The sequence below is a fragment of the Stappia sp. ICDLI1TA098 genome, from assembly GCF_054880955.1.
The window spans coordinates 1,811,485-1,830,360 of the sequence record NZ_JBTZBT010000001.1; the positions used below are offsets into that span (position 1 = coordinate 1,811,485).

Consider the following 18,876-nt stretch of genomic DNA (forward strand, 5'->3'; position numbering starts at 1 on the left):
CTCCCCGAGAAGGCGCAGGACGCATGACCCGGACGGCCGCCCCGACCTCAGGGCAATCCGGCCTTGCGGGCTGCATTCTCGCCGGCGGACTGGCACGGCGCATGGGCGGCGGCGACAAGCCGCTTCTCGCCCTGGACGGACGCCCTCTGCTTGCACATGTGATCGACCGGCTCGCGCCGCAGGTCGGGCCGATGGTGCTGAACGCCAATGGCGATGCCGCCCGTTTCGCCAGCTTCGCGCTTCCCGTCGCAGCGGATCCGGTCGAAGGGTTCGCCGGGCCGCTCGCCGGCGTGCTGGCGGGCCTCAGGTGGGCGCAAACGAACAGGCCGGAGGTGCCGGGCGTCGTCTCGGTCGCCGGTGACACGCCGTTCTTCCCAACAGATCTCGTCACCCGGCTGATCAGCGTACGCGGAGCGCAGATCGACAGGATCGTGCTGGCCAAGGCCGACGGGCATCTGCATCCGGTCTTCGGCTACTGGCCGGTGGCGCTGGCCGATGCACTGGAGCGTTTCCTGCGGGAGGCGACGACCCGCAAGGTGCTCGCCTTCGTCGACGCCCATGACAATGCCATTGCCGACTTTGGCGCAAGCACCGGGGGCGGCGATCCCTTCTTCAACATCAACACGCCGGAGGAACTTGCCGAAGCGTCCGCCCGCGCCCGCTCCGGAGGCTCGCAATGACGCCCGCCCGCCCGCCGCTCTTCGGTGTCACCGGCTGGAAGAATTCCGGCAAGACCACGCTCGTCGAGCGGCTGGTAAGCGAAATCGTCGGACGTGGCCTGACGGTCTCGACCGTCAAGCACGCCCATCATGGCGTCGACATCGACACGCCTGGCACGGACAGCTTCCGCCACCGCGAGGCGGGTGCGCGGGAGGTGGCGCTCGTCTCCGCCCACCGTATTGCAGTGATGCACGAATTGCGCGACGAGGAAGAGCCGGCGCTTGCGGAAATCGTCGACAGGCTGGGGCCTTGCGATCTTGTGCTGATAGAAGGCTTCAAGCGCGAGGGGCATCCGAAGATCGAGGCCCGCAGGTCGGCCTCCAGGGACAAGGGGCCGCTTGCGCCCGGCGATCCGGCAATCCGGGCCATCGCCACGGACCACCGATGCGAAACCCATGGCCTGCCGGTCTTCGATCTCGATGACGTGGCCGCCATGGCGGATTTCATCCTAGCCGAATGCGGTCTCCACGCCGCCGAAAGGACGCGCGATGGCGGGCAGTAGAAAGCTCAAGGATGACTGCTTTCTGCACGACCGCGACCGGCTGCGCCATGCGGAGGCGCTCGAGATCCTCGAAGCGCGGCTGACGGGCGTTACCGGGTGCGAGCGGGTGCCGCTCGGCTCGGGTTGCGGGCGGGTTCTCGCCGAAACGGTCAGCGCGCCGCGCGATGTGCCGGCGGACGACAATTCCGCCGTCGACGGCTATGCCTTCGCACACGCCAGCTACCTCGCGTGCAACGGCCGGCTGAAGATTGCCGCGCGGATTGCAGCCGGCCACCCCGCGAACGCCCCCCTGCCGCCCGGCACGGCTGCGCGGATCTTCACCGGCGCGGTCATGCCCCAGGGCGCCGACACGGTCGCCATGCAGGAAGACTGCGCCATCGAGGAGACCGGCGGCGCAGCCGTCGTCGCCGTGCCCGACGGTCTGAAGCCCGGCGCCAACCGTCGGCGCGCCGGCGAGGATCTCAGGGCGGGCGCGCCGCTTCTCGATGCCGGCACCCGCCTGCGCCCACAGGACCTTGCCGCCATCGCCTCCACCGGGCAGGCCGAAATCGATGTCTTCCGCAGGCTCCGTGTCGCTCTGGTCTCGAGCGGTGACGAGATCCGCCGCCCCGGCGAACCGCTGCCGCCGGGTGGCGTCTATGACGCCAACCACTTTCTGCTGAAGGCGCTGGTCGAGGGAACCGGCGCCACCGCCACCGATCTCGGCGTGCTGCCGGACAAGCCAGACGTCGTGCACGAGGCGCTGGCCCAGGCCGCCAGGACCCACGACCTGGTGCTGACCTCCGGCGGAGCCTCGCGCGGAGAGGAGGACCACATGGTCGCGGCTCTCGACGCGCTCGGCAGCCGTCACATGTGGCAGCTCGCGATCAAGCCCGGGCGGCCGATGAGCTTCGGCCAGATCGGCGATTGCGTGGTGCTCGGCCTCCCCGGAAACCCGGTCGCGGCGATGGTCTGCTTCCTGCTCTACGCCCGCCCGGTGATCTCGGCGCTTTCGGGCGCCGGCTTCGTCCATCCGCATCGTTTCCAGGTGCCGGCGGCCTTTGGCGTGCCGAGGAAGAAGGCGGACCGGCGCGAGTTCTACCGCGGCACCTTGGCGAGCGACCCGGCCGGACGCACGGTCGTCGACAAGTTTGCCCGCGACGGCTCGGGCCTGATCTCCGGCCTGCGCGCCGCCGACGGGCTCATCGAGATCCCCGAGGCGACAACTGAGATCCGTCCCGGCGACCTCGTCGACTTCCTTCCCTTTCCGGAGCTCGGCCTGCTTCCGCGTTGAACAGGGCAACGCTGCGTCATCCATCGGCAATTTCCCCCGGCACGATTCAACAATATTGAAATCAGCTTGAGGTTCATGGAAGGATGACACCTTCCAGAAAGGAGCGCGAAGTCGTTCCGGAAAATAAACCTTATTGCACCAGGGGACACGCAATCATGCGTTTCATGAAAATCGCAGCAGCCGCAGCCATCTTCCTCACTGCCGTTGGAGGAGCCGAGGCCAAGGACTGGACCAAGGTCCGCATCGCCACCGAAGGGGCCTACCCCCCCTTCAACAACCTGACCTCCGACGGCCAGCTCGTCGGCTTCGATGTCGACATCGCCAAGGCCCTTTGCGTGGAGATGAAGGTCGAGTGCGAGTTTGTCACTCAGGAATGGAAAGGCATGATCCCCGCCCTTCAGGCCGGCAAGTTCGACGCGGTGATCGCGTCCATGTCGATCACGGAGGAGCGGCTCAAGGAAGTCGATTTCACCGACAAGTATTACAACACGCCCCCGGGCATCGCCGTTCCGAAGGACTCAGACATCACCGAGGCCTCTGACGCCGGGCTCGCCGGCAAGTTCCTCGGCGCGCAGTCGTCGACGACGCATTCGAACTACGCCGAGGCGAAACTGCCCTCGGCCGAGCTGAAGCTCTATCCGACCCCGGACGAGTACAAGCTCGACCTGTCCTCCGGCCGCCTCGACGCGGCCATCGACGACGTGGTGGTGCTGTCCGACTGGCTTGCCTCCGATGACGGCGCCTGCTGCAAGCTGCTCGGCACGCTGACGCCGGACCCGGAGATCAACGGCCCCGGCGTCGGCATCGCCATCCGCAAAGGCGAAGACGACCTCAAGACAAAGTTCAACGAGGCGATCAAGGCGATCCGCGCGAACGGCAAATACACCGAGATCCAGGACCAGTATTTCGACTTCGACGTCTACGGCGACTGACCGGATCCGCGACGAAACCGGCGGGCGACACGCGGGCAACGCCCGCTGACGCCCGCCGGCGTTCGTGAGACATTTCCCGGGATGCCGCCATGTCGCGACATGCCCCGACGCGGTCCGAGACGATGAACGACGCGCTGACCCTGATTTCCTTCGGCCCCGAGGGATGGGGAGACGAGATTGCCCGTGGCACGCTGGTGACGATCAGCCTTGCCCTCGCCTCGCTTCCCTTCGGGCTGGTCATCGGCTTCCTTTTGGCGCTTGCCAAGAAATCCGAGGAGGCGTCGCTGCGGGCGGCGGCAGATGTCTACACCACGATCTTTCGAGGCCTGCCCGAACTGCTGACGCTGTTCCTCGTCTATTACGGCGTGCAGATCGCGCTCAACGTTCTGATCCAGATCAACGTGAACTCCTTTGTCGCGGGCATGGTCGCCCTGTCACTGGTGTTTTCCTCCTACGCATCGGAAGCTTTCGTCTCGGCGTTTCGCGGCATTCCCTACGGCCAGTACGAAGGCGGCCAGGCGCTCGGGCTCAGTCGCCGGCAGACGATGCGCCTCGTGATCTTTCCCCAGCTCATCCGCCTCGCCCTGCCGGCGCTCGGCAACCTCTGGCTGATCCTGCTCAAGGAAACCGCCCTGGTCTCCGTCGTCGGCCTCGACGACCTGCTGCGCTGGTCGGGCATTGCCGCGCGGGTGGAGAAGGCCCCCTTCCTGTTCTTCGGCGTCGCCTGCCTGATCTATCTGGCGCTCTCGATGATCTCTTCCATCGGCCTGACGCGCATCGAGATCTGGAGCAGACGCGGGGAGGTCCGGCGATGACGGGTTTCGTCCGCAACGCGCCGATCCCGGCGCGCACGCCCCCGCCCGCCCGCCGGCAGGGATGGAGCGAGGCACGCATCGCAGGCCATGCGCTGATGACGGTCTGGGCCATCGCCGGCATCGGGCTCCTCTTCTATCTGGCCCTCAACATCGGGTCGGACTTCCTGCTGACCTATTGGGAGCGCTATGAACGCGGCGTTCTCATCACCATCAGGCTTGTCGCGGTCTCCATGGTCATCGGTGCCGCGCTCTCGCTGCCGGTTGCCATGGCTCGCCAGTCGCGGGTGAAGGCGATCTCGGCGCTCGCCTTCGGCTATGTCTATTTCTTCCGCGGCACGCCGCTCATCGCCCAGACTTTCCTGATCTATTACGGGTCCGGTAGCTTCCAGCCGTTCCTGAACGACATCGGCCTGTGGTGGTTCTTCCGCGACGCCTGGTATTGCGCGGTCCTGGCGTTCGCGCTCAACACTTCCGCCTATCAGGCCGAGATCCTGCGCGGCGCCGTGCTGAACGTGAACAAGGGGCAGTGGGAGGCGGCCGCGGCGCTCGGCCTCGGGCGCGTCGTCACCTTCCGCAAGATCATCCTGCCGCAGGCGATGATCGTAGCGCTCCGCCCCTATGGCAATGAGCTGGTGCTGATGATCAAGGGGTCGGCAATCGCCTCCATCATCACCGTGCAGGACCTGATGGGGGTGACGGGCCGTGCCTATTCGCGCACCTACGACTTCCAGGCCTACATCTGGGCGGCGGTGCTCTACCTGATGGTCGTCGAAACGGTGCGTCGGGTGTGGGATGTCCTGGAACTCCGTCTGACCCGGCATCTGGAACGATAGAGCAGCGAAAGGCCGATTGCGGACATGTCGCGAAACCGCTAGGAATCTGGGCATCGGAGCGCGGCCCGCGATGCGGCCAGATCCTTGATCCGGCAGGCATTCCGCATCGGCTCGCCGGTGTGGATCATCCGCACCGCCCCCCCTGCCCGCGCGACAGAACAGACGGAACGACCCATGCACACTCCCCGCAATGCGAAGCTCTCCCCGGCCTCCAGGCTTGCCCATGGCGGCGGCGGGATCGACCCGGCGACGGGAGCCGTGGTGCCGCCGATCTCGACCGCGACCACGTTCGCCCGCGATGAGGCCTACCGGCTGACGAGCCCCACCCACCTCTACTCCCGCGACGACAACGACCTCACGCGCCAGATCGAGGCGCTGATCGCCGACCTGGAGGGCGGCGCCGAAGCAAGGCTCTTTGCCTCCGGCATGGCCGCCATCGCCGCAACGGCGCGCATGGTGAAGCCCGGGCAGACGATCCTCATGCAGTCCGGCATCTACTGGGGCACCACCTTGTGGATGCGCAAGCACTGCCAGCACATGGGTATCGCGCTGATCGAGGCGAATGCCGCCGACGGCACGCGTTTCTGCGAAACGCTGCGCGAATGCGGCCCCGCCCTCGTTTTCCTGGAGGTCCCCTCGAACCCGTTCCTCGAGGTCGCAGACGTCAGGGCGATCAGCGAGGCGGCCCACGACTGCGATGCCGTCGTAGCCGTCGACGCCACAGCGGCGACGCCGCTGCTGATGCGACCGCTGGAGCTGGGCGCGGATCTGGCCGTGCATTCCGCCACCAAGGCGCTCAACGGCCATTCCGACGTGCTCGCCGGCATCGTCTCCTGCCGCGATGCGGACAGCGACGCCTGGCGGTTCCTGCGCGAGGAACGCCACGACGCGGGCGCGGTTCTCTCGTCCTTCGACGCCTATCTGCTGCTGCGCGGCCTGCGCACCCTGTCACTGCGAATGGAGCGCATGTGTGCCAACGCGCAGGCGGTCGCCACCGCGCTGGAGGCCCATCCGGCCATTGAGACCGTGCTCTATCCGGGTCTCGTCTCGCACGCGGCGCATGAAGCCGCGCGGCGACAGATGAACGGCGGCTTCGGCTACATGATGTCGGTTCTGGTGAAGGGAACCGCCGCGGACGCGCTGGCCGTCGCCGGCCGGCTGTCGCTGATCAAGCGGGCCACCTCGCTCGGCGGCGTCGAAAGCCTGGTGGAGCATCGCTACACCATCGAGGGCGAGGCAAGCGGCATCCCGGTCAATCTGCTGCGCCTCTCGATCGGCATCGAAAGCGCGGAGGACCTCATCGCCGACCTGACGGCCGCACTCGATCCGTTGATCCACCGCGCCTGACCCTTTGCTTATGCGGACGGTGCCGGCCTATGTCGCGCCGGTGTCGTCCGTCTCCGCGACACGATGGGTCTTCAACCACGACATGAAGGCCTTGAGCGGCGCGCGGCGCACGCCGGGGCGCGTCACCATGTGATAGCCGTTGCCGGGATAGGCATCCTCGAACAGCACCCGCAACGCGCCGGATCGGATTTCCGGCTCGATGAAGGCCCGCGAGGTGACGGAGATCCCGTCGCCGCGTCTGAGCCCCTCGAGCACCATGTAGCCCGGCATGTGAACGATGTTGAGGTTCTTGCGCGACAACACGCCCTGGCTGTCGAGCCAGGCGGAAACCTCGGCGGTTCCGTATTCCTGGATCCAGGGGAAGTCGACGAGCCGCGCAGGCTCAGGGAACGCCTCGTCGCCGACAAGCGCACGCGCCGCGACGACGACGATGGAGGCCCGCAGGAGCGGCTCCGACGCCAGTCCCGGCCACTCCCCGCCGCCATAACGGATGGCCAGGTCGACTCCGCCTGGCTGCAGGTCCACCACTTCGCCCGTCGGGTTGAGCATCAACTCGATGCCCGGGTGGCGATGGCGAAACTCAGACAGACGGGGCATCAGCCAGCTCACCGCGAATGCCGGCGTCATCGTCACCTGCAAGGGCCGCATCCGGTCGGCATCGGCAAGCTCGTCTACCGCGCGCCGCATCGTCGAGAAGGCGGTGTCGAGATGCCCGGCAAGACGCAGCCCTTCGCCGGTCAGCGCCATGCCCCGGCCCTCGCGCCGCACCAGTTGGCAACCGAACCACACCTCCAGCGCGCGCACCTGCTGGCTGACCGCCGCGTGGCTGACGTTGAGCTTGCGTCCCGCGCCAGCGAAAGTGCCCTCCTCCGCCATAGCGGCAAAGGCGCGCAGCCCGGAAAGCGGGGGCATATGGGTCCAGTCCATCTGTAATACTGCCTTACGTTTCCAGGTTTTTCCTGAGTGGCGAAAAGGCCACTCGAGGCGCACGATACAGCCAATCCAAACACAAGACGGAGGGCGTATCGATGCTCGGCATTTTCGCAGAAACTTTCATGACCGCAACCCGTTCTGATGGCGCCGAAGGCCGGCGTCGGCAGTCGACGGCGAGACTGCGCCAGGCGGAACCTCTCTTGCACAGGCGGCTCCGCGGCCTGCTTGCCATGCTGCCCCTTTGATCCTTCCGCTCCCCCTGACAGCTCCGTGTCAATGCGCTACACAGGAACCGCGACACGGCGCGACAGGGGGACGCGGGAGCGGGCCTCGCGCAGCCAATCCGACACGACAAAGGGGAAGAAGCGCGATGGCGAAAGTTTCGTTCATTGGTCTTGGCGTCATGGGCTATCCGATGGCCGGCCACCTGAAGAACCGGGGCGGTCACGACGTCACGGTCTACAACCGGACGGCAGCGAAGGCGGAAAAATGGGTTGCCGAACACGGTGGCGCCCATGCGCCGACCCCGGCTGAAGCCGCCCGCGACTGCGATTTCGTCTTCGCCTGCGTTGGAAACGACGAGGACCTGCGCGCCATCACCCTCGGGCCCGACGGCGCGTTCCAGGCGATGAAGCCGGGCGCCATCTTCATCGACAACACGACGGCCTCGGCGGAAGTCGCGCGCGAGCTTGCCCAGGCAGCATCCGCCAAGGGCTTCGGCTTCCTCGACGCTCCGGTCTCGGGCGGCCAGGCGGGCGCCGAGAACGGCGCGCTGACGGTGATGGTCGGCGGCGACCAGGCAGATTTCGACAAGGCCAGACCGGCAATCGACTGCTTTGCCAAGATGGTCGGACTGATGGGCCCCTCCGGTGCCGGCCAGCTCACCAAGATGGTCAACCAGATCTGCATCGCCGGTCTCGTGCAGGGCCTCTCCGAGGCGGTTCACTTCGCCAAGAAAGCGGATCTCGACGTGGCCAAGGTGATCGATGTGATCTCGAAGGGAGCCGCGCAGTCCTGGCAGATGGAAAATCGCTGGGAAACGATGCGCGACAACAAGTTCGAGTTCGGCTTCGCCGTCGACTGGATGCGCAAGGATCTGGGCATCTGCCTGAAAACCGCCAACGAGACCGGTGCCCGCCTGCCCGTCACGGCGCTGGTCGACCAGTTTTATGCGGAAGTGCAGGGAATGGGCGGCAATCGCTGGGACACCTCCAGCCTGATCGCACGTCTGCAGCAGCCCGATAACAAGTAACGTCGCAAGCGCGACGGCGACGATCCGCTCCCGGTGCCCCAGACGGGTGCCGGGGGCATGGCCAGATCACATGATCCGGCGCGCGCTCTTTTAAAACATTCCTTTATTCGAAAATATTGATCCTCATCAAGACGCAAACCTCACAGGGGTCCAGACTGGCTACGTCGCCGGTCAGGTGACGGCGCTCGACGCGCGCTTGTCCGTTCAGGCTGGAGAGCATGCGTCGGGCCAACACAGGAGGCTCCGATGAACCGTGTGTCGATCTTGGCATTGGCCATGACGCTTGCCCTCGCCCAGCCCGTCTTTGCCCAGCAAAATGCCGGTGGCGGCATGGGAATGGGAACAGGCCAGGGAATGCGCGGCGGACAGATGATGATGGGCCGTTTCGGTGCGATCGACTCCGACGCCAACGGCGTCGTCACGGCGGATGAGGCCGCCACCTCCGTCGAGGACGTCTATTCCGCCATGGATGCGGACGACAATGGCGCCCTGACGAAAGACGAATACATGTCTGTGCGCATGGGGCCCGGCTCCGGCCTCAACACGGCCAGGCAGTCAGAACGCCAGGCGGCAAAGGAAGACCGTTTCGCCACCATGGACAAGGATGGCGACGGCAAGGTCAGCCGGGACGAATTCATCGACAGCGGCAAGGCCCGCTTCGAGGCTGCCGACACCAACAAGGATGGCAACGTGACGGTCGAGGAATTTCGGCAGCAGATGTGGAGGTAATCTCCCGGCATCAGCCTGAGAGTGAACGACCGGACGAGAGCGGGCGCCTGTGCCATCCGCATCAAAGGCGCCCGCTTGATCGCACTATCGGCCGGCCGCTTCGGAAACGATCTCCTCAAGCAGCGCGTTGACATCGGCAAGCGCCTTTTTTGACGCCTCCGATCCGACCTCCTCCAACCGGCGGAAACCGACGGTCACCTTTCCCGGCGCATCCGGCGTCTCGAACGCAAAGACCACATAAGGACAGAAGGCGATGTTGCCGGGCGAGGCTTCCATCGCCGCGCGCGACAGGCGCGCGGAGCAGAACATCATCGCATCCGCGTTGACGTAGACCACCTTGTCGGAGCCGACGTCCGCGCCGGTGCGCGCCAGCATCTCGCCGATATGCGACACATGGTCGATGACGAGACCGCGGTTGATGATGGCGTTCTCCATGTCGAAGCGCACATCGTCATAGGCTCGCTCCACCGTGAGGGCGGTCGCCCCGTCCGGAAGAGCCGCCCCGTCCTGCGCCGAGGCGGACGCGCCGGCTGCAAGCAGCGCCGCGCCACCGAGCAGCAACGCCCGCGCGCCCCGCATCAAGATCCAGTTCCGCCTGCGCTGCATGGCACCCTCCCGTGGTGTTGTCCTGGGCCCTGTGTCCGAAGCGGACCGGCCTTTGCCTGATCGTATCGCCTCGCACCGGCCAACGCCAAGACATATCCCATTCATGGAATATGTCGCGCCACCAGCCCCTTTTCACCGCGGGCTTAATCGTCGCGTTCGTTGCGCGGCTTTTCCGTTGGAACATAGGCGAGCGGCAACTCACTGGTGGACTTGATCTGCTCCATGGCGAAAGACGTCGACACGTCGGAAATGTCGATTCTGGCGATCAGGCGCTTGTAGAAGGCGTCATAGGCCTCGATGTCGGGCACCGCGACGCGCAGCAGATAGTCCACCTGACCGGCCATGCGGTAGAACTCGACCACCTCCGGAAACTCGGAGATCACATCGGCGAACTTGCGCAGCCAGTCGTCATTGTGGCGAGAGGTGGTGATCGCGACGAAGGCGGTGACCTTCACGTTGATCTTCTTCGGATCCAGAATGGCGACGCGGCGCTTGATGACGCCGTCCTCCTCGAGCTTCTGGATGCGCCTCCAGCACGGCGTCGTCGACAGGCCGACACGGCGGCCAACCTCGGCGACGGGAATGGTGCAGTCCTCCTGCAGAATGGAAAGAATGCGGCGGTCGATACGGTCGATCATGGAACGGGCCCGGCTGGCGGCAGGTCGCTCGACTTCATCTGGATTCATTTTCCAAAGAAATCGGATATGACGATGCGCGTTTTCTTCCTTAGTGCTTAACTTGGAGAATATTGGATTTTTCTTCCAAAATCTCTTCGCTTTCCGCTTGCCGCTTTTTATATCCGATGTCAACTCAAAGCTCAGGAACCCATTCGGCGGCTCCCTCTACGTGACCTTCGGAGATATCCCATGCAGGCCCTCAAGCGGCTCACCGGCCTTGGTGCCCTCGTTCTGTCCCTGACGCTGGCGCAGGTCGCTCTGGCGGCAACGCCGCTGGTCTCGACCGACTGGCTGGCGGAGAACCTGAAGCGCGACGACACGATCGTCCTCGACATCCGCTCACCCTTCGCCGGTTCGAGCCGGGAGGCCTATCTCGAGGGACACATTCCCGGCGCGCTGTGGAGCGAGTATCCCGGCTACTGGCGCACGGACCGCGGCGATGTCGTCGGCGTCCTGCCCTCCGTCGAGAAGCTCGAGGCGGCCTTGTCCGAGCTCGGCGTCGCCGATGGCAAGACCGTGGTGATCGTTCCCGCGGGCGGCAACAGTTCGGAGTTCAGCGCCGCGGCGCGGATCTACTGGACGCTCAAGTACCTCGGCCATGACGAGGTTTCCATTCTCGACGGCGGTCACCGCCGCTGGACGGAAGAGAAGCGCCCGCTCGAGACCGGGGCGGTCACACCGGTGGGCGACATGTTCGTCGCCGAACCGCGTGCCGACTATCTCACCGGCACCTCCGACGTCGCCAGGCGGATGAACACCTCCACCGTGCTGATCGACGGTCGGCCCGCGTCGCAATTCGCCGGCCAGGCCAAGCACTCCAAGGCAACCCGCTTCGGGCGCATTCCAGGGGCCGTCAGCCTCGACCAAGGCGTCTTCTACGACGACAAGGCCGGCCGACTGAAGGCCCCTTCGGAGATCGCGAAACTGGTTCCTCAGGGGCTCGACGACAAGGATGTCGACATCGTCTCCTATTGCAACACAGGCCACTGGGCGGCAACCAACTGGTTCGTCATGCACGAGTTGCTCGGCTACAAGAACGTCTCGCTCTACGACGAGAGCATGGTCGGCTGGTCGCAGGATGAGAGCCTGCCGATCGCCTCCGAGCGCACGATGATGGACGATGTGAAGGCCTTCTTCAGCAACATCTTCAGCTGACACGAGCCTTCAAGAGGTCCGCGACCTCAACCACACGGGCATGCCGGTCCGCAAGCGCGGCAAGCGTCGCCTCATGGATCTGCGCGGCGGGCACGATCCCGCCGCGCAGCGGCAGGTCGCGGGTCGCGCAAGCATCGCCGGCAAGCGTGATCGCATAGCCGAGATCGAGCGCGGCGCGCACCGTCGACGACACGCAATTGTGCGCCATGAAACCCGCCACGATGATCCGTGTTCCCGCAGCGCCGATGCAGCTGGCAAGGTCCGTGCCCGCGAAACCGTTGGGCAGCGTCTTCTCCACCACGGGCTCTCCGGCGCGCGGCGCCAGCGCCTCGACAATCTCTCCGCGCCGGCTCGAGCGGTCAAACAGGCCGCCGGGCCGTCCACGGTGGACGACATGCACGACCGGCGCTCCCACGCGCCGCGCCGCCGCCAACAATGCACTGGCGCGTTCCAGCGCGGACTCGACGCCTGGAAGCGCGAGCGGTCCCTCCCTGTATTCATTCTGATAATCGATCAACACCAGCACCGCCTCTTCCAGCGATGCCGCTTCGGGCACATGCCCGGCGAGTTCGAACAGCGTCTTGGCAGCCGTCATGATCCTGCGTCCTTCCTGTCCCTTCAGGGAATGAGCACGGCGGCACCGGCGGTGCGTCCGGCTTCCAGATCGCGGTGCGCCTCGGCTGCGCGCGCGAGCGGATAGGTTTGTGTCGGCGACTCCGCGTCGCCGCTGGCGATCATGGCGAAGACATCGTGCATGGCCTCGCCATAGGTCTCCCGTTCGGCGGCGAACGCCATGACGCTCGGCCGGGCCAGCGTCAGCGAGCGCAGCGGGCCGAGGTCCTCGACCGCCAACGGCGGAATGGGGCCGGCAACCTGACCGATGCTCGCGACCGTCCCGAAACGGCGTACGCAGGCGAGCGTCCGGGCAAGCATGTCGCCGCCAATACCGTCGACGGCGAAGTCGACGCCTCTGTTCCGGGTGAGGCGCGCGACCTCACCCTCGAGATCCGCATCGCGACCGACGATGACGTGACGCGCACCATTCTCCCGCGCCCGCTCCGCCTTTTCCGAGGATCCCGTCGTTGCAATCACACAGGCGCCAAGTCGGGTCGCGACACGGGTCAGAAGCGACCCGAGACCGCCGGCGGCGGCATGGACAAGGAGCACGCTGTCGCGCGAAACGGGATAGGTCCGGGCAAGCAGCATCCGCACGGTCAGTCCGCGCAGCAGCGTCGCAGCCGCATGGGCGAAAGAGATTGCCTCCGGCAGAGCCACCGCGCGCCATGCGGGCAGCAGCCGGGCCGCCGCATAGGCACCGGAGGCTCCCGCATAGGCGACGCGCTGACCGACGACGAGGTCGTGCACATTCGCGCCAACGGCCTCCACCACCCCGGCCCCCTCGACGCCGGGAATGGCAGGGGCTTCCAGCCCGTAAAGCCCGATCCGCTGGTAGACGTCGATGAAATTCAGGCCGATGGCGTGCTGGCGAATGCGGACCTCGTCGGGTCCGGGCTCCCCGGGATCCCAGTCCGAGACATGAAGCATATCGGGGGACCCGGGGCGCTGAAGCTTGATGGCAATGGTCATGTCGTCCTCACTTTCCAGCGGAGACTCGCCCATGGCGCATGATTTATAAATTCACTATAACTTCTCATGGTATGGGAGATTATTCACATATGGACTGGGACGACCTTCGCCATTTCGCCGCCTTCGTGTCCGGCGGCAGCCTGTCGGGGGCCGCGCGTCTTCTGGCGGTCGAGCACGCAACCGTCGCGCGCCGGATCGCGGCGCTGGAAATGAAGCTGGGACTGAAGCTCGTCGACCGCCGGGGCCGACGGCTGCTTCTGACCCAGGACGGCGAACGCGTGGCGGCGATAGCCGAACGCATGGCGGCCGGCGAGGAGGCGCTGGCGCGGCTGGCACGGGGCGCGCGATCGGAACTCGGTGGCGAGGTGGTGATCAGCGCTCCCGGAGCCTACGCCGCGGCGCTGCTCGCGCCGCTCGTGGCGGACCTTGGAGGCCGCCATCCCGCGCTCCGCATCACGCTTCTTGGCGAGGCCCGCACCGCTTCGCTGGAACGGCGCGAGGCGGATATCGCCATCCGCCTCAGCCGTCCGCAATCAGGCGACCTCACCACCGCGAGGCTGGGCGAGATGCCCTTTCGCTTCTACGCAAGCCCCGACTATCTGCGGGCGAGCGGCGTGGACGAGTTGCGCTTTATCGGATCGGCCGGGCCGATGGCGGGAGCCCCGCAGCAGGCCATCCTTGCCAAGCAGGCGGCCGGACGCGATATCGGCCTGGCCTCCGACCAGATCGAGATACAGGCCGCTCTGGCGCGGGCCGGCGGCGGGGTCGCGGTGCTGCCGGAGTTCCTGGCCGAGGGGGATGAGCGGCTACAACGGGTGTGGCCGGATGAAACCGCGCTGGTGCGAGACGTCTGGATCGTCGTCCATTCCGACATGAAGGACGCAGCCCCTGTGCGCGCCGTGATCGATGCGCTGCGCGCCGGCTTGCGCGCGACCTCATCCGACAAGACGCGCAACCTCTGACCTGAGCACCGGCAGACACTCCGCCTCGAACCACGGATTTCGCTTCAGCCAGGCATTGTTGCGCCAGGACGGATGCGGCAGCGGGAGCGCCGCGCGCCCCTCGGCGCGCGTTGCAGACAGGATCGCCCGCCAGTCGGCGACGGTACCGCCGAGCGTGCGATGCCGATGCGCGCCCAGGTGATAGGCCTGCGCGTAGCCGCCGATCACCAGCCGGAGCTCGATCCGCGGCATGGCGGCGAATACCTTGTCATGCCATAGGCGTCGGCACTCCGGGCGCGGAGGAAGATCCCCGCCCTTGGCATCGAGGCCAGGAAAGCAGAACCCCATCGGGACAATGGCGATCCGCGCCGCATCGTAAAAGACCTCCGGCCCGATGCCCATCCAGTCGCGCAAACGGTCTCCGCTCGGGTCGGTAAAGGGACGCCCGCTGGCATGCACGCGGGTGCCTGGCGCCTGTCCGCAGATGACGATCCGCGCTGTCGGCGACAGCACGCAGACGGGGCGGGGCTCATGCGGCAACGGCGAGCGCAAGGGCGCCTCGACACAGGCACGGCAGGCGCCGATGTCCACAGCCAGCCTTTCGATTTCCGCGTCCGCCTCATCGCGCACTCCGCGCGCGGCGTTGGTGTCATCTGCCGTTGCCATGGCTCCTGTTCCTGTCATTTTGCAGCATTTGCAAGCCCGCGATGAGAAAACGTTAACCACGTCCCTGAGGTGCTTATTAAGAGTTGGTGAGCATGATGGAGCAAGTTCAAGCGGTCGGGTCAAACGACCGGCAAGAGTTGCTCCGGGAATCAGATGGCAAGCGCGGAGACACGAGACAGCGATGCGCGCACCGCCTCCAACAGCGAGCGGGCGCAACGCCGACGCGACGTCGCTAAGACGGTGAAAACCGTGCGCGAACGGTTGTCGACGGTCGACGGCGTGCAGCCAAATTTCGAATACGAGCTTCTCCTCACCTTCACCAAGAACCGGTTGAGCGCGGCAATCGCCCTGCCTCTGTTCTCGCTCATCGTGGCGGGCATATCGCTGCTGTGGATGCCGCTGGCGATGATCGTCGGCTGGCTCGCCTTCTCGCTCATCGCCCACACGCTGCTGATGATGGCCTGCCGCCGCTTCGAGCGCGAAGCCCCCGGCAGCGTTCGGATCCCGGTGTGGCGGCGTCAGTTCGTCATCGGCGATCTGCTCTACGGGTTGACCTGGGCAGGCTTTTTCCTGCTCCAGTCGGCCGCTCCGGGACATGACGGCTCCGAGATCTTCCAGTTCGCGACGATGCTGATCGTCATCGCGATGCTGACGATGCTGTCCTCCAGCCTGCCGCGCGCGCTGCTCGCCGGCACGTTGCCGATCACCATTGCCATCGTCGTTTCCTTCCTGAACCAGCAGACGGCGATCCACTACGCGATGATGGCCATGGCGATGGGCGCACAGGGGTTCTTCGTCATGCTGGGCAACCAGCTCCATGTCTCGACGTTGACGATGCTCGCCTTCCGTGCCGAGAAGGACCATCTGATCAGCGAGCTGGAACAGGCGAATGCAATCTCCGACGAGGCCCGCCGCCGCGCCGAGGAAGCCAATCTCGCCAAGTCGCGTTTCCTGGCGACCATGAGCCATGAATTGCGCACGCCGCTCAACGCCATCCTCGGCTTCTCCGAGGTCATGAAGAGCCAGTTGCTCGGGCCGATGGAGAACGATACCTATCGCGACTACGCCGGGGACATCCACAGCTCGGGCGAGCATCTGCTCAACCTCATCAACGAAATCCTCGACCTGTCGCGCATCGAGGCCGGCCGCTACGAGCTCTCCGAGGAGGCGATCCAGCTTTCGGAGTTGCTGACCGAGTGCCGCGGAATGATGTCGATCCGCGCCCGCAAGAAGAACATCACCATCTCCGAGACGGTGGAGGAGCGCCTGCCCAAACTCTGGGCGGACGAGCGCGCCATCCGTCAGGTGATCCTGAACCTGGTCTCCAACGCGGTGAAGTTTACCCCGACCGGCGGCGAGGTCCATATCAAGGCCGGCTGGACGGCCGGCGGCGGACAATATGTCTCGGTTCGCGACAATGGCCCGGGCATTCCCGAAGAGGAAATCCCGATCGTCATGCAGGCCTTCGGCCAGGGTGCCATCGCCATCAAGAGCGCCGAAGCGGGAACCGGCCTCGGCCTGCCCATCGTCAACGCCCTGATCCAGATGCACGGCGGCAAGTTCGAGTTGCGCTCGCGCCTGCGCGAGGGCACGGAAGCGCTTGTCACCTTCCCCGCCTCGCGCGTGCTGGAAGCGATGCCGGCGCTGGACGAGGGCGGCAACGCCGGACTGCCGCGTGCCAGGCGCGCCTCGGCCCGCCTGTTGCGCAAGGCCTCCTGAGAGCCGACGCTCCATCAGTTCGATCCAGCGGCGACTTCAACACGACGTCGAGTTTCAGCCGCGTGTCCCGTCGCCGGCGGGGCACCGAGGGAAAACGCCCCGCCAAGCCGCCCCTGCCCCACCAATCATCCGCCTATAACCAGTCTCACTCAGGCGTCGGCCTTTCCAGACACGCCAGCATCGGCGAAGGTCGCCATGCCTGAATGGGTGGCGACAGCCGCCTTGACGATGCCGGCGGCCAGCGCGGCGCCTGTGCCCTCGCCAAGACGCATGCCGAGGTCGAGAAGCGGTGTCTTGCCCATGATCTGGAGAATGCGCCCATGCGCCGGCTCGGCGGAGAGATGGGCGAAGAGGCAATGATCGAGTGCTTCCGGGTCCATCGCATGAAGAACGGCGACGGCAGCGGTGGCGACATAGCCGTCGACGATCACGGGAATGCGCTGAAGGCGCGCGGCGAGCACCGCGCCAGCCATGGCGGCGATCTCGCGTCCACCGACACGCCGCAGCACCTCGAGCGGATCCTTCGTGCCCTTGACGCGGGCAACGGCGGCGGCGACCGCGGCGCGCTTGCGCTCAAGTCCCTCGTCGTCGACGCCCGTGCCCGGGCCAACCCAGTCGCCCGGCTCGCCGCCGTGGAGCGCGGCAAGCAGCGCCGCCGCCACTGTTGTGTTGGCGATGCCCATCTCGCCGATGCAGAGAAGGTCGGTGCCGCCAGAGACGGCCTCCATGCCGAAGGCCATGGTCGCCGCGCAACTGGCCTCGTCGAACGCGTCTTCCTCGGTGATGTCGGGTGTCGGCAGATCGAGCGCCAGATCGAACACCTTGAGGCCCAGGTCATGAGCGATGCAGAGCTGATTGATCGCCGCGCCACCGGCCGAGAAGTTTTCCACCATCTGGCGCGTCACGCTGGCGGGAAAGGCCGAGACGCCCTTGTCGGCGACGCCGTGGTTCGCGGCAAAGATCGCGACCACCGGGCGTGCGACACGGGGGCGGCCATGTCCGCTCCACCCGGCCACCCATTCGGCGAGTTCCTCCAGACGTCCGAGAGAGCCGGCGGGCTTGGTGAGCTGCACCTCGCGCGCGCGAACCTCGGCCACGGCGTCCTCGTCCGGCCCGGGCATCTGGCGCACCAGATTGCGGATGTCGTCGAAGGGAAGCGCGGACGGGGACATGGACATTGGGGGAACTCCGGTCGCAACATGGGGCGCGCCAGCGTGGGCGCACGAGGCATTGGCCACAGGCGGGGGTCGATCTATAAACCGGGAGCCTTCGCCTCGCAAACCTCGCAAGACCTACGACAGCATCAGGGACGGGAAAATGAACCAGGCTCCGGAAACAGCACCGGACACGGCCAGCAGAAGCCCCGCCGGAGGCCTTGCGCAAACCGTCGCCGACGCGGCCGGGGTAACGCGGTTCTTCTCGCGCATTCCCGTGCCGGCAGCGAACGCTCTCGATGACCCTGCCGCGCTCCCCGATTTCCGCCGCGCCGGCGCCGTGGCGCCGCTGGCGGGCTTCTTCATAGCCCTTCCCGGCGCCCTCGCCTTGGCACTTCTGGCCCAGACGTCGCTGCCGGCACTTGCGGTGGCGCTCACCGCGCTGGGGCTGACAATGGCGCTCACCGGTGCCCTGCACGAGGACGGGCTGGCGGATGTCGTCGACGGCTTTTTCGGCGGGGCAAGCGCCGAGCGCCGCCTGGAAATCATGAAGGACAGCCGCATCGGCGCCTTTGGCGCGCTGGCGCTTGCCGTCACCGTGCTGGCGCGGGCAAGCCTCCTCGCCGCGCTCCTCGACCGCCACGGCGGGCCGGCGGCGGCAGCGGCGCTCCTCGCCATCGAGGCCGGCTCCCGCTCGGCGCTGGTGGTGCTGTGGTCGCGGCTGCCGCCTGCGCGCCCGGGCGGCCTTGCAGCGGCCTGCGGCATGCCTTCGGCCAAGGCGGCATCGGTTGCCGCGCTGATCGGCCTTGCCGCGATGCTGGCGCTTGCACCGCTGTTTTCCCTGACGGCCACGGCAACGGCGATGGGCGCGGCAATCGTTACAGGGCTGGGCGTCGCCCGGCTCGCAACATCCCGCATCGGCGGCCAGACCGGGGACGTGCTCGGCGCGACCCAGCAACTGTGCGGCCTGGCGGCGCTCTTCGCGCTTGCAGCATTTGGTTAAGCACGCGAACCTCTTGCGTGTCGTGGCAGGCC

At 66.4% G+C, this 18,876-nt stretch carries 20 protein-coding genes; 13 read left to right on the top strand and 7 right to left on the bottom strand.

Annotation, left to right across the window (positions count from 1 at the left end; translation table 11 throughout):
* The first annotated feature begins 23 nt into the window (after positions 1–23).
* From mobA to ACSLUQ_RS08240, 7 genes are all read left to right on the top strand, one after another.
* Positions 24–680, top strand: a complete 657-nt coding sequence (mobA, locus tag ACSLUQ_RS08210; protein WP_461808215.1) for a molybdenum cofactor guanylyltransferase MobA — start codon at positions 24–26, stop codon at positions 678–680.
* Entirely contained in the window at positions 677–1,222 is a 546-nt protein-coding gene (gene mobB / locus ACSLUQ_RS08215; protein WP_461808216.1) for a molybdopterin-guanine dinucleotide biosynthesis protein B, read from the top strand. The genes mobA and mobB overlap by 4 nt, the downstream gene beginning before the upstream one ends.
* Positions 1,209–2,495, top strand: a complete 1,287-nt coding sequence (locus ACSLUQ_RS08220) for a molybdopterin molybdotransferase MoeA (RefSeq protein WP_461808217.1) — start codon at positions 1,209–1,211, stop codon at positions 2,493–2,495. The genes mobB and ACSLUQ_RS08220 overlap by 14 nt, the downstream gene beginning before the upstream one ends.
* A gap of 155 nt (positions 2,496–2,650) precedes the next feature.
* Positions 2,651–3,427 carry an ABC transporter substrate-binding protein gene (locus ACSLUQ_RS08225; RefSeq protein ID WP_417772741.1) on the top strand — a complete coding sequence of 259 codons (777 nt, stop codon included), beginning with the start codon at positions 2,651–2,653 and terminating at the stop codon, positions 3,425–3,427.
* Between the two features lie 122 nt (positions 3,428–3,549).
* Entirely contained in the window at positions 3,550–4,242 is a 693-nt protein-coding gene (locus ACSLUQ_RS08230; protein ID WP_417772841.1) for an ABC transporter permease, read from the top strand.
* Positions 4,239–5,075, top strand: coding sequence for an ABC transporter permease (locus tag ACSLUQ_RS08235; protein WP_417772740.1), 837 nt, complete (start codon positions 4,239–4,241; stop codon positions 5,073–5,075). The genes ACSLUQ_RS08230 and ACSLUQ_RS08235 overlap by 4 nt, the downstream gene beginning before the upstream one ends.
* Before the next feature lie 174 nt (positions 5,076–5,249).
* Entirely contained in the window at positions 5,250–6,422 is a 1,173-nt protein-coding gene (locus ACSLUQ_RS08240) for a trans-sulfuration enzyme family protein (protein WP_461808218.1), read from the top strand.
* A gap of 27 nt (positions 6,423–6,449) precedes the next feature.
* On the opposite strand, the gene ACSLUQ_RS08245 is transcribed toward ACSLUQ_RS08240, so the two are convergent.
* Complete coding sequence (locus ACSLUQ_RS08245; protein ID WP_461808219.1) at positions 6,450–7,349, bottom strand: LysR family transcriptional regulator; 900 nt, start codon at positions 7,347–7,349, stop codon at positions 6,450–6,452.
* 376 nt (positions 7,350–7,725) lie between these two features.
* Here ACSLUQ_RS08245 and ACSLUQ_RS08250 point away from each other — a divergent pair, with 376 nt between their 5' ends.
* Together ACSLUQ_RS08250 and ACSLUQ_RS08255 are read left to right on the top strand one after the other, a co-directional pair.
* Complete coding sequence (locus ACSLUQ_RS08250) at positions 7,726–8,607, top strand: NAD(P)-dependent oxidoreductase (protein ID WP_417772737.1); 882 nt, start codon at positions 7,726–7,728, stop codon at positions 8,605–8,607.
* A 246-nt stretch (positions 8,608–8,853) separates the two neighbouring features.
* Positions 8,854–9,336: an EF-hand domain-containing protein gene (locus ACSLUQ_RS08255; protein WP_461808220.1), complete on the top strand. Its 483-nt coding sequence runs from the start codon at positions 8,854–8,856 to the stop codon at positions 9,334–9,336.
* A gap of 84 nt (positions 9,337–9,420) precedes the next feature.
* Here ACSLUQ_RS08255 and ACSLUQ_RS08260 read toward each other — a convergent pair whose 3' ends face one another.
* Entirely contained in the window at positions 9,421–9,942 is a 522-nt protein-coding gene (locus ACSLUQ_RS08260; RefSeq protein WP_461808221.1) for a DUF302 domain-containing protein, read from the bottom strand.
* Between the two features lie 143 nt (positions 9,943–10,085).
* Entirely contained in the window at positions 10,086–10,577 is a 492-nt protein-coding gene (locus ACSLUQ_RS08265; RefSeq protein ID WP_417772840.1) for an Lrp/AsnC family transcriptional regulator, read from the bottom strand.
* 231 nt (positions 10,578–10,808) lie between these two features.
* On the opposite strand from ACSLUQ_RS08265, the gene ACSLUQ_RS08270 reads away from it, so the two are divergent.
* A complete protein-coding gene (locus tag ACSLUQ_RS08270; RefSeq protein ID WP_461808222.1) occupies positions 10,809–11,774 on the top strand; it encodes a sulfurtransferase in 966 nt (321 codons plus the stop codon).
* Here the strand turns inward: ACSLUQ_RS08270 and ACSLUQ_RS08275 are convergent.
* Both ACSLUQ_RS08275 and ACSLUQ_RS08280 read right to left on the bottom strand, forming a co-directional pair.
* Positions 11,767–12,369, bottom strand: a complete 603-nt coding sequence (locus tag ACSLUQ_RS08275) for a cysteine hydrolase family protein (protein WP_461808223.1) — start codon at positions 12,367–12,369, stop codon at positions 11,767–11,769. The genes ACSLUQ_RS08270 and ACSLUQ_RS08275 overlap by 8 nt on opposite strands.
* A 23-nt stretch (positions 12,370–12,392) precedes the next feature.
* Positions 12,393–13,361, bottom strand: coding sequence for a quinone oxidoreductase family protein (locus ACSLUQ_RS08280; RefSeq protein ID WP_461808224.1), 969 nt, complete (start codon positions 13,359–13,361; stop codon positions 12,393–12,395).
* A gap of 89 nt (positions 13,362–13,450) precedes the next feature.
* On the opposite strand from ACSLUQ_RS08280, the gene ACSLUQ_RS08285 reads away from it, so the two are divergent.
* A complete protein-coding gene (locus ACSLUQ_RS08285; protein WP_461808225.1) occupies positions 13,451–14,323 on the top strand; it encodes a LysR family transcriptional regulator in 873 nt (290 codons plus the stop codon).
* Here ACSLUQ_RS08285 and ACSLUQ_RS08290 read toward each other — a convergent pair.
* Entirely contained in the window at positions 14,297–14,968 is a 672-nt protein-coding gene (locus tag ACSLUQ_RS08290) for a uracil-DNA glycosylase family protein (RefSeq protein WP_461808226.1), read from the bottom strand. The genes ACSLUQ_RS08285 and ACSLUQ_RS08290 overlap by 27 nt on opposite strands.
* A gap of 153 nt (positions 14,969–15,121) precedes the next feature.
* Here ACSLUQ_RS08290 and ACSLUQ_RS08295 point away from each other — a divergent pair, with 153 nt between their 5' ends.
* The gene (locus tag ACSLUQ_RS08295) at positions 15,122–16,687 is read left to right on the top strand and encodes a sensor histidine kinase (RefSeq protein ID WP_417772729.1); all 1,566 of its coding nucleotides are present in this window, start codon (positions 15,122–15,124) and stop codon (positions 16,685–16,687) included.
* 149 nt (positions 16,688–16,836) lie between these two features.
* On the opposite strand, the gene cobT is transcribed toward ACSLUQ_RS08295, so the two are convergent.
* The gene (cobT, locus tag ACSLUQ_RS08300) at positions 16,837–17,865 is read right to left on the bottom strand and encodes a nicotinate-nucleotide--dimethylbenzimidazole phosphoribosyltransferase (protein ID WP_461808227.1); all 1,029 of its coding nucleotides are present in this window, start codon (positions 17,863–17,865) and stop codon (positions 16,837–16,839) included.
* 139 nt (positions 17,866–18,004) lie between these two features.
* Between cobT and cobS the strand changes: the two genes are divergently transcribed.
* On the top strand, positions 18,005–18,844 hold the full coding sequence (cobS, locus tag ACSLUQ_RS08305) for an adenosylcobinamide-GDP ribazoletransferase (RefSeq protein ID WP_417772727.1): 840 nt from the start codon (positions 18,005–18,007) through the stop codon (positions 18,842–18,844).
* Positions 18,845–18,876 lie beyond the last annotated feature (32 nt).

What these genes read in the sequence shown, in the direction of transcription:
- mobA (WP_461808215.1), top strand. Translation starts at nt 24, where the DNA reads ATGACCCGGACGGCCGCCCCGACCTCAGGGCAATCCGGCCTTGCGGGC.
- mobB (WP_461808216.1), top strand. Translation starts at nt 677, where the DNA reads ATGACGCCCGCCCGCCCGCCGCTCTTCGGTGTCACCGGCTGGAAGAAT.
- ACSLUQ_RS08220 (WP_461808217.1), top strand. Translation starts at nt 1,209, where the DNA reads ATGGCGGGCAGTAGAAAGCTCAAGGATGACTGCTTTCTGCACGACCGC.
- ACSLUQ_RS08225 (WP_417772741.1), top strand. Translation starts at nt 2,651, where the DNA reads ATGCGTTTCATGAAAATCGCAGCAGCCGCAGCCATCTTCCTCACTGCC.
- ACSLUQ_RS08230 (WP_417772841.1), top strand. Translation starts at nt 3,550, where the DNA reads ATGAACGACGCGCTGACCCTGATTTCCTTCGGCCCCGAGGGATGGGGA.
- ACSLUQ_RS08235 (WP_417772740.1), top strand. Translation starts at nt 4,239, where the DNA reads ATGACGGGTTTCGTCCGCAACGCGCCGATCCCGGCGCGCACGCCCCCG.
- ACSLUQ_RS08240 (WP_461808218.1), top strand. Translation starts at nt 5,250, where the DNA reads ATGCACACTCCCCGCAATGCGAAGCTCTCCCCGGCCTCCAGGCTTGCC.
- ACSLUQ_RS08245 (WP_461808219.1), bottom strand. Translation starts at nt 7,349, where the DNA reads ATGGACTGGACCCATATGCCCCCGCTTTCCGGGCTGCGCGCCTTTGCC.
- ACSLUQ_RS08250 (WP_417772737.1), top strand. Translation starts at nt 7,726, where the DNA reads ATGGCGAAAGTTTCGTTCATTGGTCTTGGCGTCATGGGCTATCCGATG.
- ACSLUQ_RS08255 (WP_461808220.1), top strand. Translation starts at nt 8,854, where the DNA reads ATGAACCGTGTGTCGATCTTGGCATTGGCCATGACGCTTGCCCTCGCC.
- ACSLUQ_RS08260 (WP_461808221.1), bottom strand. Translation starts at nt 9,942, where the DNA reads ATGCAGCGCAGGCGGAACTGGATCTTGATGCGGGGCGCGCGGGCGTTG.
- ACSLUQ_RS08270 (WP_461808222.1), top strand. Translation starts at nt 10,809, where the DNA reads ATGCAGGCCCTCAAGCGGCTCACCGGCCTTGGTGCCCTCGTTCTGTCC.
- ACSLUQ_RS08275 (WP_461808223.1), bottom strand. Translation starts at nt 12,369, where the DNA reads ATGACGGCTGCCAAGACGCTGTTCGAACTCGCCGGGCATGTGCCCGAA.
- ACSLUQ_RS08280 (WP_461808224.1), bottom strand. Translation starts at nt 13,361, where the DNA reads ATGACCATTGCCATCAAGCTTCAGCGCCCCGGGTCCCCCGATATGCTT.
- ACSLUQ_RS08285 (WP_461808225.1), top strand. Translation starts at nt 13,451, where the DNA reads ATGGACTGGGACGACCTTCGCCATTTCGCCGCCTTCGTGTCCGGCGGC.
- ACSLUQ_RS08290 (WP_461808226.1), bottom strand. Translation starts at nt 14,968, where the DNA reads ATGGCAACGGCAGATGACACCAACGCCGCGCGCGGAGTGCGCGATGAG.
- ACSLUQ_RS08295 (WP_417772729.1), top strand. Translation starts at nt 15,122, where the DNA reads ATGGCAAGCGCGGAGACACGAGACAGCGATGCGCGCACCGCCTCCAAC.
- cobT (WP_461808227.1), bottom strand. Translation starts at nt 17,865, where the DNA reads ATGTCCATGTCCCCGTCCGCGCTTCCCTTCGACGACATCCGCAATCTG.
- cobS (WP_417772727.1), top strand. Translation starts at nt 18,005, where the DNA reads ATGAACCAGGCTCCGGAAACAGCACCGGACACGGCCAGCAGAAGCCCC.